Below are 15,230 nucleotides of genomic sequence, written 5' to 3' on the forward strand. Positions count from 1 at the left end.
GGGTAGCATCATCGGAGCTACTTGTTGGTACGTGAACTAGGTGCGAGGAGCAAGTGCCTCGCCGATCCCTCAACGGAGCCGTCGCCATGGGGCACTACAAGTCCAATCTCCGCGACATCGAGTTCAACCTCTTCGAAGTACTGGGGCGCGACAAGGTGTACGGCACCGGCCCGTTCGAGGAGATGGACGTCGAGACCGCCAAGAGCGTCCTGGAGGAGCTGACCCGCCTCTCCGAGAACGAGCTGGCCGAGTCCTTCGCCGACGCCGACCGCAACCCGCCGGTCTTCGACCCCGAGACCAACACCGCGCCCATCCCGGCGTCCTTCAAGAAGAGCTACCAGGCCTTCATGGACTCCGAGTACTGGCGGCTCGGCCTGCCCGAGGAGATCGGCGGCACCACCTCGCCGCGCTCTCTCATCTGGGCCTACGCCGAGCTGATCCTGGGCGCCAACCCCGCCGTGTGGATGTACTCCTCGGGCCCGGCCTTCGCCGGCATCCTCTTCGAGGAGGGCAACGAGGTCCAGAAGCACATCGCCAAGATCGCCACCGAGAAGCAGTGGGGCTCCACCATGGTGCTCACCGAGCCGGACGCCGGCTCGGACGTGGGCGCCGGCCGCACCAAGGCGGTCCAGCAGGAGGACGGCTCCTGGCACATCGAGGGCGTGAAGCGCTTCATCACCTCGGGTGAGCACGACATGTCGGAGAACATCCTCCACTACGTGCTCGCGCGTCCCGAGGGCGCCGGCCCCGGTACCAAGGGCCTGTCCCTCTTCCTCGTCCCGAAGTACCTCTTCGACTTCGAGACCGGCGAGCTGGGCGAGCGCAACGGCGTCTACGCCACCAACGTCGAGCACAAGATGGGCCTGAAGGCCTCCAACACGTGCGAGATGACCTTCGGCGACAAGCACCCCGCCAAGGGCTGGCTCATCGGCGACAAGCACGACGGCATCCGCCAGATGTTCCGCATCATCGAGTTCGCCCGCATGATGGTCGGCACGAAGGCGATCTCCACGCTCTCCACCGGCTACCTGAACGCGCTGGAGTACGCCAAGGAGCGCGTGCAGGGCCCGGACCTGGCCAACTTCATGGACAAGACCGCGCCCAAGGTCACCATCACCCACCACCCCGACGTGCGCCGCTCGCTGATCACGCAGAAGGCGTACGCGGAGGGCATGCGCGCCCTCGTGCTGTACACCGCCTCCATCCAGGACGCCATCCAGCTCAAGGAGGCGAACGGCGAGGACGCCTCCGCCGAGGAGGCGCTGAACGACCTGCTCCTGCCCATCGTCAAGGGCTACGGCTCCGAGAAGGGCTACGAGCAGCTCGCCCAGTCGCTGCAGACCTTCGGCGGCTCCGGCTTCCTGCAGGAGTACCCGATCGAGCAGTACATCCGGGACTCCAAGATCGACACCCTCTACGAGGGCACCACGGCGATCCAGGGCCAGGACTTCTTCTTCCGGAAGATCGTCCGCAACCAGGGTGCCGCGCTGAACTCCCTCGCCGAGGACATCAAGAAGTTCCTGGCGCTCGGCACCGGCGGCGAGGAGCTGGCCGGCGCCCGCGAGCACCTGGCCAAGGCGGCCGTGGAGCTGGAGGCGATCGTCGGCCTGATGCTGACCGACCTCGCCGCCACCGAGCAGGACACCAAGAACATCTACAAGGTCGGCCTGAACACCACCCGCCTGCTCATGGCCTCCGGTGACGTCGTCGTCGGCTACCTGCTCCTCAAGGGCGCCGCGATCGCCGCCGAGAAGCTGCCCACCGCCTCGGCGAAGGACAAGGCGTTCTACACCGGCAAGATCGCCGCGGCGAAGTTCTTCGCGGCGAACGTCCTGCCGGGCGTCACGCTCGCCCGCAAGGTCGCCGCCAACGTCGAGCTGGACCTCATGGAGCTGGACGAGGCCGCGTTCTAAACGGTCCAGACGTTCCGGACGTCCCCGCCGATTCCTCGCACGGGCCCGCTCTCTTTCCGGGAGCGGGCCCGTGCACGTCGTTAAGGTGAATCCCATGAGCGCACCCCCCCGCTTCGATCGCGGCCACACCGACGACCTGATGTCCTTCCTGGCGGCGAGCCCGTCGCCGTACCACGCCGTGGCGAACACCGCCGAGCGGCTGGAGAAGGCAGGCTTCCGGCAGGTCGCGGAGACGGACGCCTGGGACGCCGTGGCATCGGGGCACGGCGGCCGGTACGTGCTGCGCGGCGGCGCGATCGTGGCCTGGTACGTGCCCGAGGGTGCCGAGCCGCACACCCCCTTCCACATCATCGGCGCGCACACCGACTCCCCGAGCCTGCGGGTCAAGCCGCGCCCGGACAGCGGTGCGCAGGGCTGGCGCCAGATCGCCGTGGAGATCTACGGCGGCCCGCTGCTCAACTCCTGGCTGGACCGGGACCTGGGCCTGGCCGGCCGGCTGTCGCTGCGCGACGGCTCCTCGGTCCTGGTCAACGTGGACCGGCCGCTGCTGCGGGTGCCGCAGCTCGCCATCCACCTGGACCGTTCGGTCAGCGCCGAGGGACTCAAGCTGGACAAGCAGCGGCATCTGCAGCCGGTGTGGGGCCTCGGCGACGATGTGCTGGACGGCGACCTCATCGCCTTCCTGGAGCAGGAGGCCGGGCTGACGGCGGGCTCGGTGGCCGGCTGGGACCTGATGACGCATCCGGTGGAGCCGCCGGCCTACCTCGGCCGGGACCGGGAGCTGGTCGCCGGCCCGCGCATGGACAACCTGCTGTCCGTGCACGCCGGTGCCGCCGCCCTCACCGCCGTCGCGACCTCCGGTGCCCCGCTCGGCCGCATCCCGGTGCTGGCCGCCTTCGACCACGAGGAGAACGGCTCCCAGTCGGACACCGGCGCGGACGGCCCGCTGCTCGGCTCGGTGCTGGAGCGCTCGGTGCTGGCGCGGGGCGGGTCGTTCGAGGACCGGGCGCGTGCCTTCGCCGGCTCGGTCTGCCTCTCCTCCGACACGGGTCACGCCGTGCACCCCAACTACGCCGAGCGGCACGACCCGACGCACCATCCGCGGGTCAACGGCGGGCCGATCCTCAAGGTGAACGTCAACAACCGCTATGCCACGGACGGTTCGGGCCGCGCGGTGTTCGCCGCGGCCTGCGAGAAGGCGAACGTCCCCTTCCAGAGCTTCGTCTCGAACAACTCCATGCCGTGCGGCACCACCATCGGCCCGATCACCGCGGCCCGGCACGGCATCCGCACGGTGGACATCGGTGTGGCGATCCTCTCCATGCACAGTGTGCGCGAACTGTGCGGCGCCGACGACCCGTTCCTGCTCGCGAATGCCTTGACGGCCTTCTTGGAGGGCTAGTCGGGACCTCGCCGGGTACCCGCACGGCACCGGAGATTCCGGAACCGGAAGGGGAGGCGAGGTCTCATGGGTCTCGGCGGATGCATCATCCTCATCGCCGTAGGGGCCATTCTGACGTTCGCGACCGACTGGCACATGCAGGGCGTCAACCTCACTGTCGTCGGCCTGATCCTGATGGCCGTAGGCCTGATCGGGGTGGCGACGTTCAGCGGCATCGCGCGCCGCCGCCGCGTGGTCGTACCGCCGACGACACCGGTGGTGGAGGACGAAACGCGCCACCACCGCGTCGACGGCTACAGCGACGGCTACGGCGTCTGACGGCTGAACCCGCCTGCTCCTCATGGTGGGTTCAGCCGTTTCACCCACAACTTGCTTACTAACTCAGTAATCTGCTGAGTTATGGACTTCACAATGCGATGAAGGGCGACTACGACGCCCGCCGCACCCTGGCCGTGGCCGGCGGTGTGGCACTGATCGCCGACAAGCTCCTGACCAGGAACGTCGGCTCCTCCCTCGGCGTCAGGCGGGAGAAGGGCGGGGTGCCCTTCCGGTCCGACGTCAACAAGGTCATCGAGGGACTGTCCCGCCAGACCAATGAACTCGGACTGTGGACGCTCGCGCTGGCCGCCAACACCTTCCGCGACGACGACCTGCCGCAGAACTCCGTGCCCAAGCAGAGCCTCACGGGCAAGGAGACGGCCACGTCCGACGAGCCGCCCTACGTCTACTTCAAGGTGGACCTCGCGGCCGAGGACCACATCGCCCGGGACGCCGCGGGCGTGCCCGTGCCGCTGTACGAGTGGGATGTCGTGGCGGCCTCGGACCCGGACCGGGCGACGCAGCTGGTGGTACCGCCCCCGGCCGTCATCCCGGCGCCGGTCCACGTCACGACGCCGACCGCGGTGGGCGGCGAGCCGGGACAGGCGCACGGGGAGCCGGCTGAGGGGGAGCCGGCTGAGGGGGCCGAATCCACCAGTGCCGCGCCCGGGGCCCCGGCCCCCGGTCTGGATCCGGTGACCGCCCTGTTCCAGTACGGCGCCGTACCCGGACCCCGCGACCAGGCCGCCTCGGTCCCGCCCAGCCAGCGTGCCGCCGCGCATCGCAAGGCCCTCCACCTCGGGGTGCAGGGAGCACGGGACGCCCTGGACCACCTGCACACCCTGGAGCCCGAGGTCGGGGGGCATACCCCGATCGTCCCTGTGGAACAGCTTGACGAGTTGCACGACCTCCTGGTCGGCATCCTGACGGACGTGGAGAACCTCCGGCGCAGGACCGTGGGGGACCATGCGCCGGAGGACGGCGCCCCGGAGCCGGACGGAGCCCTGGAACTCGCCCAGGACTGACGACTCTCAGCCTTCTCCGGGGGCGGTGCCGTCCATCCCGGCCGGCACCAGCGGCAACCGGTCAGCCGAGCGCGTGGCCCGTGGTGGCGTCCACGTGGTCGGGGACGTCCTCGTGCCGGTCGCCGACGCTCAGCGTCCCGGTGGGCTCGAAGACGAGGATCTCGGTGGGCACGGGCGCGTACGGCTTGTGCTCGACTCCGCGCGGGACGGTGAACACCGAGCCCTTGGGCAGCACCACGGTGCGCTCGCCGGCCGGCTCGCGCAGGCCGATGTGCAGTTCGCCGGCGAGGACCAGGAAGAACTCGTCGGTGTGCGCGTGCGCGTGCCAGAGATGTTCGCCCTCCACCTTGGCCACGCGGACGTCGTAGTCGTTGACGGCGGTGACGATACGGGGGCTCCACTGCTCGGTGAAGGAGGCGAGGGCCGCGTCCAGGGAGATCGGTTCCATGGGTTCATCGTCGGGGGTGCCCCGGCGGCCGACGAGTGCTAGAAATCGCACATGCCGCAACGATCCTCTCACCGTGTCGTGCTGGTGGTCGACGACAACTCCAACCCCTTCGAGATGAGCTGTGCCATCGAGATCTTCGGGCTCGCGCGGCCCGAACTGGGGCGGGAGCTGTACGACTTCCGGCTGTGCGCGGCCGAGCCGGAGACCCGGATGCGGGACGGTTTCTTCACGCTCACCGGGGTCGCCGGTCTGGAGGCCGCCGAGACCGCCGACACGCTGATCGTGCCGAACCGGCCCGACGCCCACGTCCCCCGCTCGCAGCGCGTCCTGGACGTGATCCGGCGGGCCCACGCGCGGGGCGCCCGGCTCGTCGGCTTCTGCTCGGGCGCGTTCACCCTCGCGGAGGCCGGGCTGCTGGACGGGCGCCGGGCGGCCTGCCACTGGATGTGGGCGGACGCCTTCCGGGCCCGCTTCCCACGGGTGCGCCTGGAGGCGGACGTGCTCTTCGTGGACGACGGTGACATCCTCACCGCCTCCGGCAGCGCCTCCGCGCTCGACCTGGGCCTGCACCTGGTGCGCCGGGACCACGGCGTGGAGATCGCCAACCACGTCTCCCGGCGGCTCGTCTTCGCCGCGCACCGGGACGGCGGGCAACGGCAGTTCGTGGAGCGGCCGGTGCCCGCAGTGCCCGACGAGTCGCTCGGCCCGCTGCTGGCCTGGGCGCAGGAGCGGCTGGGCGAGCCGCTGACCGTCGCCGGCCTCGCCGCCCGCGCGGCCGTCTCCCCCGCCACCCTGCACCGCCGCTTCCGCAACCAGCTGGGCACGACTCCGCTGGCCTGGCTCACCGGGGAGCGCGTGGCCCTGGCGTGCCGGCTGATCGAGCGGGGCGAGGAGCGGCTGGACGTCGTGGCGGCGCGCAGCGGCCTGGGCACGGCGGCCAATCTGCGGGCCCGGCTGCGGCGGGAGACGGGGCTGAGCCCGTCGGCGTACCGCAAGCGGTTCGGGGCGGGCCCTGCACAGACGACGGCTGCCGGGAGCAGCAGCCCCGATCGGGACGGAATGTGACGATTCCGGGACGATCGGCCGGTGCCGGGGAAGCATGACCCGTATGAGATTCCTCGTACGCGACCGGATCCTCGGCATCGGTGACGACTGGTGGATCGAGGACGAACACGGCCGGAAGGTGTACCTCGTCGACGGCAAGGCGATGCGGCTGCGGGACACCTTCGAGCTGAAGGACACCCAGGGGCGGGTCCTGATCGACATCCACCAGAAGATGCTCGCCCTGCGCGACACCATGGTGATCGAACGGGACGGCGAGCCCCTGGCCCGGATCAGGCGCAAGCGGCTGTCCCTGTTGCGCGACCACTACCGGGTCTCGCTGGCGGACGGCACCGAACTGGACGTCAGCGGGAAGATCCTGGACCGCGAGTTCGCCGTGGAGTACGACGGTGAACTCCTCGCGGTGATCTCCCGCCGCTGGCTGAGCATCCGCGACACCTACGGCGTGGACGTCGTACGGGACGACGCCGACCCGGCGCTGCTCATCGCGGTGGCGGTGTGCGTGATCCACCTGGCCGAGAAGGAGGGCGAGGAGGACTGACGGGGACTAGCTCCGGCGCCGGGGTGGTTCCAGGCCCAGCACCCGGTCCTTGAGCGCCGGGAACTGTTCGCGGGTCGCGGCCACCTTCGCCGGGTCGAGGTCCACCGTCAGGACCTCTTCCCCGGAACCGGCCTCGGCGAGCACCTCGCCCCACGGATCCACCACGATCGAGTGACCCGCCTGCGGAACTCCGGCGTGGGTCCCGGCCGTTCCACACGCGAGCACGAACGCCTGGTTCTCCACCGCCCGCGCCTGAGCCAGCAGCGTCCAGTGCGCGCGTCGCCGCTCGGGCCAGCCCGCCGGGATCACCAGCGTCTCGGCGCCGGCGTCGACGAGTCCGCGGAACAGTTCGGGGAAACGGAGGTCGTAGCAGGTGGCCACGCCGAGCGTGGTCCCGGGCAGCCGGACCGTCACCAGGTCCCGGCCCGCGCTCATCAGCACCGCCTCGCCCTTGTCGAAGCCGAAGCGGTGGATCTTGCGGTAGGCCGCGGCCAGTTCACCGGAGGGGGAGAAGACGAGAGACGTGTTGTAGAGGGGGCCGTCGCCCGCGGCGGAGCCGCTGCCGGACGCAGCGCGTTCCGGGATGGAGCCGGCGTGCAGCCACACACCCGCGTCGCTCGCCGCCTTGGCCATCGTCTCGTACGTCGGCCCTTCGAGCGGCTCGGCCTCCCGGCCGAACTCCTCGTAGGCGAAGGCTCCGGTGGTCCACAGTTCGGGCAGAACGACGAGGTCGGCCCCGCTCTGCTCCCGCACCAGCGCGGCCGCGCGCCGCCGCCGGGAGTCGACCGATTCGTCCTCGTCCACGGCGATCTGGATCAGCGAGGCGCGCACACTACCACCGTCCTGGCATTCGAGTCGTCCACACAGGCCTACGATCGTCACACGAAAGCACTGCCGGGGTGCCTTCCAGCAGCGTAACTTAGCCTCCCAAGACACCCGCCGAAGTGCAGCCGCCGCCCGCTGGCAATGCCGCCACAACCTGCCCGTGTACCGACCGCCGAGGGGTCCCGTTCCGTGAGTCTGCATCCCACCCTCCAGCCCTACGCCGACGCCTGGACGCACTCCATCGAAGCGATATCCGAGATGGTGCAGTCGCTCGTCGAGGGCGAGTGGAACCGGCGGACACCCTGCCCCGGCTGGTCCGTGCGGGACATCGTGTCCCACGTCATCGGCCTGGACTGCGAGATGCTCGGCGACCCGCGCCCCATCCACGCCCTGCCGCGCGACCTGTTCCACGTCACCACCGAGCACCAGCGCTACATGGAGATGCAGGTCGACGTCCGCCGCCATCACACGGCGCCGGAGATGACGGCCGAGCTGGAGTACACGGTCATCCGCCGCAACCGCCAGCTGCGCAACGAGTCCCGGGACCCCGGCACCCTGGTGCGCGGGCCGCTGGGCACCGAGATCACCCTGGAACGGGCCTACCGCATCCGGGCGTTCGACGTGTGGGTGCACGAGCAGGACCTGCGCGCCGCCCTCGGCCGCCCCGGAAACCTGGACTCGCCGGGCGCGTACGTCACCCGGGACGTGCTGCTGGAGGCGCTGCCCAAGGTCGTCGCGCACGACGCGAACGCCCCGCGCAGCTCGGCGATCGTGTTCGACGTGCACGGTCCCGTGGAGTTCCTGCGCACGGTCCGCGTCGACATCCACGGCCGCGGCACCGTGGAGACCGCCCCCGCCCTCGGCCCCGCCGCCGCGCTCACCCTCGACTGGGAGACCTACGTCCGCCTGGCCTGCGGCCGGGTCAGCCCGGAGGCGGTGGCGGACCGGGTGAAGACGGAGGGCGACCAGGACCTGGCGGCGGCGATCCTGCGCCACTTCGCGGTGACCCCGTAGGACCGGGCCGCGGCCGCGGCACAGGGCGCCTAGGCAGGGACGTGCACCGTCTCCACCCGGCTGGCCACCAGCCGCTCCCGCTCGCGCCGGGCCGCCCGCCCCCGCAGCCGCAGGATCTGGCTGATCCCGAGCGCCTGGAGCAGGAACACGGCGCTGAACGCCACGGTGTAGTCGTCACCGGTCGCGTCCAGCAGCACGCCGATCGCGAACAGGGTCGTCATGGAGGCGATGAAGCCGCCCATGTTGGTGATGCCGGACGCCGTGCCCTGTCGCTCGGGCGGGTTGGCCGGCCGGGCGAAGTCGAAGCCGATCATCGACGCCGGCCCGCACGCGCCGAGCACCGTGCACAGCACCAGCAGCAGCCACACCGGCGCGTGGTCACCGGGGTAGGCCAGCGTCACCGCCCACAGCAGCGCGGTGGCGCCGACCGTGCCCAGCGCCAGCGGCAGCCGGGCCGCGTGGTGCCGGGCGACGATCTGGCCGTAGACCAGGCCGATCACCATGTTGGACAGGACGACGAGGGTGAGCAGCTCACCGGCCGTGGCGCGGCTGAGGCCCTGCGCCTCGACGAGGAACGGCAGGCCCCACAGCAGCAGGAACACCATCGCCGGGAACTGGGTGGTGAAGTGCACCCACAGGCCCAGGCGGGTGCCCGGCTCCCGCCAGGCCGCGGCGATCTGCCGGCGGACGTAGGCCGCACCCTGGTGCGCGGACGGCTCCGGCTCCTGGCCCTCGGGGTGGTCCTTCAGGAACAGCAGGGTCAGGACCAGGACGACCGCGCCCGCCAGCGCGCTGCCCGCGAACGCCGGCGTCCAGCCGATGCCGTGCAGCAGCCGGGCCAGGACCAGCGTGGAGACCAGGTTGCCCGCCATGCCGACCAGGCCCGCGAGCTGCGCGACCATCGGCCCGCGCCGGGCCGGGAACCAGCGGGTGCCGAGCCGCAGCACGCTGATGAAGGTCATCGCGTCGCCGCAGCCCAGCAGCGCGCGGGAGGCGAGCGCGGTGCCGTACGAGGGCGAGAAGGCGAAGCCCAGCTGCCCGGCGGTGAAGAGGACCGCCCCGATGCTCAGCACCTTCTTGGTGCCGAGGCGGTCGACCAGCAGGCCGACGGGTATCTGCATGCCCGCGTAGACCAGCAGCTGGAGGATGGAGAACGTGGACAGGGCCGATGCGTTGACGTGGAAGCGGTCGGCCGCGTCGAGGCCCGCGACCCCCAGGGACGTGCGGAAGATGACGGCGACGAAGTAGACGGCCACACCTATGGACCACATGGCGACGGCCGGGCGTCCGCCCGGCGGGTCCCCCGGAAGGGTGGCGTTGCGCACCGGAGCGCTCACCGGACCTCCCCCCGCGCGAGGTGGGAGAACCAGCCCACGTGCCGGTGCACCACACCGACGGCCGCTTCCGCGTCCCCGGCGCGCAGCGCGTCCAGGATCTCCTCGTGCTCGGCGAGCGTCTTGGCGATCCGGTCGGGGTGGGAGTGCATGACGGCGACGCCCATCCGCAGCTGGCGGTCGCGCAACTGGTCGTAGAGCCGGGAGAGGATCTCGTTGCCCCCGCTGCGCACGATCTCGGCGTGGAAGCAGCGGTCGGTGACCGCGGCGGCGGCCAGATCGCCGGCGGCGGCCTGCGCCTTCTGCTGCTCCAGCAGCTCGGTCAGCCGCTCCAGCAGGCCCGGCGGCGCGGGTACGGCCTTGCGGGCCGCGTGCTCCTCGACCAGCAGCCGGGTCTCCACCACGTCCGCGATCTCCTGCGCGGAGACCGGCAGGACCAGGGCGCCCTTCTTCGGGTAGAGCCGGATGAGGCCCTCGGCCTCCAGCCGCAGCAGCGCCTCCCGGACGGGTGTGCGCGAGACCCCGACGGCCTCGGCCAGCTCGCCCTCGGTGAGCAGCGAGCCGCCCTCGTAGCGGCGGTCGAGTACACCCTGCTTGACGTGGGCGTACACGCGGTCGGCGGCGGGGGGCGGCTTGAGGGACTGCGGGGCGGGCTGCTCGACGGCCGTGTTCATGCCCACAGCATAGATACAACACGTACGCAAGGGACGGGACCGTCCATGATGCGGACGTGACGAAGCCCCCCCGGAGCGGCCGCACAACCTTCTGTGCTACTTACGTGTCACACCCATGCGGCCCCCTTCCGTTGCCAGCTCAACCAGGCCGCATTCCAGGGGCATTCACGACATTCGAGGTATATCACTTTGATTACCGGCATCCAGGGCATCCGCCTCCGCCGAGCCGCCGCCGTCGCCGTCACCTCCGGCGCGCTGCTCGCCACCGGTGCCCTCACCGCTGCGCCCGCGCAGGCCGTCACCGCGCCCTCCATCGTGGCCAAGGGCGGCTACGTGATGAACAACGCGAACGGCTCGACGCTGTACAACAAGGCGGCGGACTACAAGCGCTCCACCGGCTCGACCACCAAGATCATGACCGCGAAGGTCGTGCTCGCTCAGCCGAACCTCAACCTCGACGCCAAGGTCACGATCCAGAAGGCGTACAGCGACTACATCGTCGACAACAACTACGCGTCGAACGCCGGGTTGATCGTCGGCGACAAGGTCACCGTCCGCCAGCTGCTGTACGGGCTGATGCTGCCCTCCGGCTGTGACGCGGCGTACGCACTCGCCGACAAGTTCGGCTCGGGCTCGACACGGGCGGCGCGCGTGAAGTCGTTCATCGGCAAGATGAACACCACGGCGAAGAACCTGGGCCTGACGAACACGCACTTCGACTCGTTCGACGGCATCGGCCATGGCGCGAACTACTCCACGCCGCGCGACCTCACGAAGCTCGCCAGCAGCGCGATGAAGAACTCCACGTTCCGCACGGTCGTCAAGACGAAGTCGTACACCGCGAAGACGATCACCAAGACGGGCAGCACCCGCACGATGAAAACGTGGAAGAACACCAACGGACTGCTCAGCAGCTACAGCGGCACCATCGGTGTGAAGACCGGCTCCGGACCGGAGGCCAAGTACTGCCTGGTCTTCGCCGCCACCCGGAACGGGAAGACGGTTATCGGCACCGTCCTCGCCTCCTCCTCCATCGCCCAGCGCGAGGCGGACGCGAAGAAGCTCCTCAACTACGGCTTCGCCCGGCTCGGCTGACGACCGCCGCGGTCACCAGGGCCCGTCGCGCACAGCGGCGGGCCCTTTGTGCTGCCCCGCGCACGACTAGGCTGAGCCCGATGCGCGCCCAGGGGGAGGACGAGAGCCGCGCGGAGCCGTGGGACACAGCCGCCGCGCTGGTCCGGGCCGCGCAGGGCGGGGACGCCCTGGCCATGGACGAACTGCTGGCGCTGGTGACGCCGTACGTCACCCGGCTGTGCCGCCCGATCGTCCCGAACGACATCGCCGACGCCGTCCAGGAATCCCTGCTGGCCGTCTTCAAGGGCCTGCGCGGACTGCGCGACCCGCGGGCCTTCTACGGCTGGGTGCGCACCGCCACCGTGCGAGAGGCGGTGCGCGTCGCCCGCCGCACCCGCGCCGAGGAACCGGCCGACCCCGCCGACCTCGCCCGCCTCGGCGGACTGCGGGCGGACACCGACGGCGAACTGCCGGCCGACGTCCGCGACGTCCTCGCCCGGCTGCCCGTCCGGCACCGTGCGGTCCTGGTGCTGCGCGAGCTGGAGGGCCTGGACGAGTCCGCCGTCGCCGACCTCCTCGGCGTGCCGCAGGGCACCGTCAAGTCCCGGTTGCACCGGGCCCGTTCCTCCTTCCGGAAAGCGTGGTCACGATGAGTTCCGATCCGGTACGGCGGCTTCGGGTCCTGGCCGCGGGCCTGCACGCCGGAATGTACGCCGAGGAGCACCTCCCCCTGCCGTACGACCGGGTGTGGCAGGTCGCCGCCGACCTGCGGACCGAACTGCCGCACCTCGTCCCGTTCCTGCGGGAGTTCCGGGTGCCGTCGGGCGACGCGGACCGCAAGGAGGCGCTGGCGGTCGGCCGCTCCGGCCTGACGGAGGCCTTCGAGGTACGGCTCGCCCCCGGCTGGTGCCTCATGCAGTCCCGTCTGGTCGTGGGCGGCATGGCGGCCGTACCGGAAGCCGGCGGCACCCGCTTCGCCGTCCTGGGCGCCACCCGGCCGGCCGCCCTCCGCCCCGCCCAGTGGCTCTACGGCCGCCTCCTCGGCCGGCGGCGCGGGCGGGCGTTCGTACGGCGGGTGGCGCAGCGGGCGGCGCTCCGGTAGGCGGCTTCAGCGCGGGAAGTGTCCGCGGATGGCCTCCGCCACCTCCCCCGGCCGTTCCTGCGGCAGATAGTGACCGGCCCCGGGCACCAGCCGCACGCTCAGATCGTCGGCGTACGGCTCCGCGCCCGCCAGCAGCGACGGTACGACGACGGTGTCCCGTTCCCCGCCGAGCAACAGCGTCGGCACGGTGAGCCGGTGCCGCCGCCAGGTGCCGCGGACGAGGGCGGGGATGTCGTGCAGCACGTACTGCCAGAACAGCGACTGCGCCGCGGCGGCGCCGGCCGAGGTCGCGGTGGCGTACTCGGTCAGCTCGGCCTCCGTCCACACGGACCGGTCGGCCACCTGGTGCCGCAGCAGGAAGCGGGTGAAGCCGGGCCAGTGGCGCAGCACGGCGCGACCGAGCACCGGGTACTCCAGGAACGCGGTGTACCACAGCCGCCACAGGTTGGGCAGGACCGCCCGGTGCCGCGGCCAGGGGTGGGACATGTTCAGCGCCAGATACCCGGTGAACCGCTCCGGCGCCCGCAGACACAGCCGGAAGCCCAGGTGCGCCCCCCAGTCGTGCCCGACGAGCCCGACCGGCTCCCCGATCCCGAGCGCGTCGAGCAGCGCGAGGGCGTCGTCCGCCAGGCCGTCCATGTCGTATCCGCGCCGGGTGGCCTCCGACCACCCGAAACCCCGCAGATCCGGGCAGAGCAGCCGGTAGTCACCGTCCAGCAGCCCGGCGACCTTGTGCCAGGCGTACCAGTGCTGCGGAAAGCCGTGCAGCATCAGCAGCGGGGCACCGGTGCCGCCGTACTCGGCGAGGTGCAGCCGGGTGCCGCGTACGGCGATGTACCGGTGAACAGCCTGGCGGTCCTCCGGCAGCGCACGTCCGTCCATCTCTTACCCCCTGAGCGGTCGCGGCCCCCCAACGGGCCCGCGTCACCGGGCCAGGAGTCACCCCCGGCACCAAAGGTTCCGTCTGATTCCGATCGGCTCCGCCCCGATCCTCGTCCAGAAGGGTGAGCTGACAAGGAGAGGGCGGTCGCAACACGACGTTGCGGCCGCCCCCTTCGGTCTCGGACGTTACCCGTCGAGACGGGCCTTCATGCCCAGGTGATCAGCCTCTTCGGCTGTTCCAGGATCGCCGCGACGTCCGCCAGCACCTTGGAACCCAGCTCGCCGTCGACCAGGCGGTGATCGAAGCTCAGCGCCAGCGTGGTGACCTGACGCGGCTTCACCGTGCCCTTGTGCACCCACGGCTGGAGCTTGATCGCGCCGACCGCCAGGATCGCCGACTCGCCCGGGTTGAGGATCGGCGTGCCCGTGTCGACACCGAAGACGCCGACGTTGGTGATGGTCACCGTGCCGCCCTGCATCGCCGCCGGGGAGGTCTTGCCCTCCCGGGCCGTCGTCACCAGCTCGCCCAGCGCCTCCGCCAGCTGCGGGAGCGTCTTGGCGTGGGCGTCCTTGATGTTGGGGACGATCAGGCCGCGCGGGGTGGCCGCCGCGATGCCCAGGTTGACGTAGTGCTTGACCACGATCTCCTGGTTGGCCTCGTCCCAGGAGGCGTTGATGTCCGGGTTGCGCTTGATGGCGACCAGCAGGGCCTTGGCGATCAGCAGGAGCGGGTTGATCCGCAGGCCCTGCATCTCCTTGTCCTGCTTCAGCTCCTCGACCAGCTTCAGCGTGCGGGTCACGTCCACCGTCACGAACTCGGTGACGTGCGGCGCGGTGAACGCCGAGCCGACCATCGCCTGCGCGGTGGCCTTGCGGACCCCCTTGACCGGGATGCGGGTCTCGCGCGCGGTGTCGTACGACGCCACGGGCGCGGGGGCCGCGGCGGTGGCCGGGGCCGTGGGGGCCGCCGTGACCGGGGCTGCCGGCTCGGCCGTCCGGGGCGTGGCCGCCGCGTGGACGTCCTCGCGGGTGATGATGCCGTCCGGGCCGGACGGGATGATCGCGGCCAGGTCGACACCCAGGTCCTTGGCCAGCTTGCGCACCGGGGGCTTGGCCAGCGGGCGCGGCTTCTCGGCGACCGCGCCGCCGTGGCCGTTCAGCTCCGCCTGGATCGCCTGCGCCGGCACGCTGACCTCGGGGCCCTTGCGGGGGCGGCGCCTGGTGGAGGAGGTCGCCACGCCGTAGCCGACGAGGACCGGCTGGCGGCCCTCCGGCTTCGGCTCCTCCTTCGCCGGGGCGGGTGCCGCCTCGGGCTGCTCGGCGGGGGCCTCGGGCGCGGCACCGCCGGCCCCGGCCACCGCCACCGCGATGATGGACGTGCCCACGTCCACCGTGGTGCCCTCGGGGAAGTGCAGTTCGTGGACCACGCCGTCGTAGGGGATGGGCAGTTCGACGGCCGCCTTCGCCGTCTCCACCTCGCAGACCACCTGGCCGTCCGTCACCGTGTCGCCCGGCTGGACGTACCACTTGAGGATCTCGGCCTCGGTGAGTCCCTCGCCCACGTCGGGCATCTTGAACTCGCGTACGGACGCTTCCGTCATCGTCGTCACGACCCT

General features: G+C 71.2%; 16 protein-coding genes. 10 read left to right on the forward strand and 6 right to left on the reverse strand.

Going from position 1 to position 15,230, the window contains the following annotated elements:
- Nucleotides 1–86: 86 nt before the first annotated feature.
- The 4 genes from ACIP4Y_RS22560 to ACIP4Y_RS22575 all read left to right on the forward strand — a co-directional run bounded on the left by ACIP4Y_RS22560 (nucleotide 87) and on the right by ACIP4Y_RS22575 (nucleotide 4,658).
- The gene (locus ACIP4Y_RS22560; protein ID WP_401397023.1) at nucleotides 87–1,913 is read left to right on the forward strand and encodes an acyl-CoA dehydrogenase; all 1,827 of its coding nucleotides are present in this window, start codon (nucleotides 87–89) and stop codon (nucleotides 1,911–1,913) included.
- 94 nt (nucleotides 1,914–2,007) lie between these two features.
- On the forward strand, nucleotides 2,008–3,315 hold the full coding sequence (locus ACIP4Y_RS22565) for a M18 family aminopeptidase (protein WP_401396305.1): 1,308 nt from the start codon (nucleotides 2,008–2,010) through the stop codon (nucleotides 3,313–3,315).
- Nucleotides 3,316–3,381: 66 nt separating this feature from the next.
- Nucleotides 3,382–3,633, forward strand: coding sequence for a DUF6458 family protein (locus ACIP4Y_RS22570; RefSeq protein WP_358635936.1), 252 nt, complete (start codon nucleotides 3,382–3,384; stop codon nucleotides 3,631–3,633).
- A gap of 98 nt (nucleotides 3,634–3,731) precedes the next feature.
- Nucleotides 3,732–4,658 carry a hypothetical protein gene (locus ACIP4Y_RS22575; protein ID WP_401396310.1) on the forward strand — a complete coding sequence of 309 codons (927 nt, stop codon included), beginning with the start codon at nucleotides 3,732–3,734 and terminating at the stop codon, nucleotides 4,656–4,658.
- 61 nt (nucleotides 4,659–4,719) lie between these two features.
- On the opposite strand, the gene ACIP4Y_RS22580 is transcribed toward ACIP4Y_RS22575, so the two are convergent.
- The gene (locus tag ACIP4Y_RS22580) at nucleotides 4,720–5,106 is read right to left on the reverse strand and encodes a cupin domain-containing protein (RefSeq protein WP_358635928.1); all 387 of its coding nucleotides are present in this window, start codon (nucleotides 5,104–5,106) and stop codon (nucleotides 4,720–4,722) included.
- 51 nt (nucleotides 5,107–5,157) lie between these two features.
- On the opposite strand from ACIP4Y_RS22580, the gene ACIP4Y_RS22585 reads away from it, so the two are divergent.
- Both ACIP4Y_RS22585 and ACIP4Y_RS22590 read left to right on the forward strand, forming a co-directional pair.
- The gene (locus tag ACIP4Y_RS22585; RefSeq protein ID WP_401396313.1) at nucleotides 5,158–6,171 is read left to right on the forward strand and encodes a GlxA family transcriptional regulator; all 1,014 of its coding nucleotides are present in this window, start codon (nucleotides 5,158–5,160) and stop codon (nucleotides 6,169–6,171) included.
- A gap of 43 nt (nucleotides 6,172–6,214) precedes the next feature.
- A complete protein-coding gene (locus ACIP4Y_RS22590) occupies nucleotides 6,215–6,709 on the forward strand; it encodes an LURP-one-related/scramblase family protein (protein WP_401396316.1) in 495 nt (164 codons plus the stop codon).
- Between the two features lie 6 nt (nucleotides 6,710–6,715).
- On the opposite strand, the gene ACIP4Y_RS22595 is transcribed toward ACIP4Y_RS22590, so the two are convergent.
- Complete coding sequence (locus ACIP4Y_RS22595) at nucleotides 6,716–7,540, reverse strand: carbon-nitrogen family hydrolase (protein WP_401396319.1); 825 nt, start codon at nucleotides 7,538–7,540, stop codon at nucleotides 6,716–6,718.
- A 183-nt stretch (nucleotides 7,541–7,723) separates the two neighbouring features.
- On the opposite strand from ACIP4Y_RS22595, the gene ACIP4Y_RS22600 reads away from it, so the two are divergent.
- Nucleotides 7,724–8,548 carry a maleylpyruvate isomerase family mycothiol-dependent enzyme gene (locus ACIP4Y_RS22600; protein ID WP_401396322.1) on the forward strand — a complete coding sequence of 275 codons (825 nt, stop codon included), beginning with the start codon at nucleotides 7,724–7,726 and terminating at the stop codon, nucleotides 8,546–8,548.
- Nucleotides 8,549–8,577: 29 nt separating this feature from the next.
- On the opposite strand, the gene ACIP4Y_RS22605 is transcribed toward ACIP4Y_RS22600, so the two are convergent.
- Both ACIP4Y_RS22605 and ACIP4Y_RS22610 read right to left on the reverse strand, forming a co-directional pair.
- Complete coding sequence (locus ACIP4Y_RS22605) at nucleotides 8,578–9,819, reverse strand: nitrate/nitrite transporter (protein ID WP_401397026.1); 1,242 nt, start codon at nucleotides 9,817–9,819, stop codon at nucleotides 8,578–8,580.
- Between the two features lie 62 nt (nucleotides 9,820–9,881).
- Nucleotides 9,882–10,556: a GntR family transcriptional regulator gene (locus ACIP4Y_RS22610; protein WP_358635919.1), complete on the reverse strand. Its 675-nt coding sequence runs from the start codon at nucleotides 10,554–10,556 to the stop codon at nucleotides 9,882–9,884.
- Nucleotides 10,557–10,745: 189 nt separating this feature from the next.
- On the opposite strand from ACIP4Y_RS22610, the gene ACIP4Y_RS22615 reads away from it, so the two are divergent.
- The 3 genes from ACIP4Y_RS22615 to ACIP4Y_RS22625 all read left to right on the forward strand — a co-directional run bounded on the left by ACIP4Y_RS22615 (nucleotide 10,746) and on the right by ACIP4Y_RS22625 (nucleotide 12,732).
- Nucleotides 10,746–11,651, forward strand: coding sequence for a D-alanyl-D-alanine carboxypeptidase (locus ACIP4Y_RS22615; protein ID WP_358635916.1), 906 nt, complete (start codon nucleotides 10,746–10,748; stop codon nucleotides 11,649–11,651).
- An 80-nt stretch (nucleotides 11,652–11,731) separates the two neighbouring features.
- Nucleotides 11,732–12,283, forward strand: a complete 552-nt coding sequence (locus ACIP4Y_RS22620; RefSeq protein ID WP_401396327.1) for an RNA polymerase sigma factor — start codon at nucleotides 11,732–11,734, stop codon at nucleotides 12,281–12,283.
- Nucleotides 12,280–12,732 (forward strand): hypothetical protein, encoded by a 453-nt coding sequence (locus tag ACIP4Y_RS22625; RefSeq protein WP_358635912.1) that lies wholly within the window; start codon nucleotides 12,280–12,282, stop codon nucleotides 12,730–12,732. Before ACIP4Y_RS22620 ends, ACIP4Y_RS22625 begins: the two co-directional genes overlap by 4 nt.
- 6 nt (nucleotides 12,733–12,738) lie before the next feature.
- On the opposite strand, the gene ACIP4Y_RS22630 is transcribed toward ACIP4Y_RS22625, so the two are convergent.
- Nucleotides 12,739–13,614, reverse strand: coding sequence for an alpha/beta fold hydrolase (locus ACIP4Y_RS22630; protein WP_401396331.1), 876 nt, complete (start codon nucleotides 13,612–13,614; stop codon nucleotides 12,739–12,741).
- Nucleotides 13,615–13,820: 206 nt separating this feature from the next.
- The gene (locus ACIP4Y_RS22635; protein WP_401396333.1) at nucleotides 13,821–15,224 is read right to left on the reverse strand and encodes a dihydrolipoamide acetyltransferase family protein; all 1,404 of its coding nucleotides are present in this window, start codon (nucleotides 15,222–15,224) and stop codon (nucleotides 13,821–13,823) included.
- Nucleotides 15,225–15,230 lie beyond the last annotated feature (6 nt).

The organism is Streptomyces sp. NPDC088810, assembly GCF_044750305.1.
Classification (GTDB): domain Bacteria; phylum Actinomycetota; class Actinomycetes; order Streptomycetales; family Streptomycetaceae; genus Streptomyces.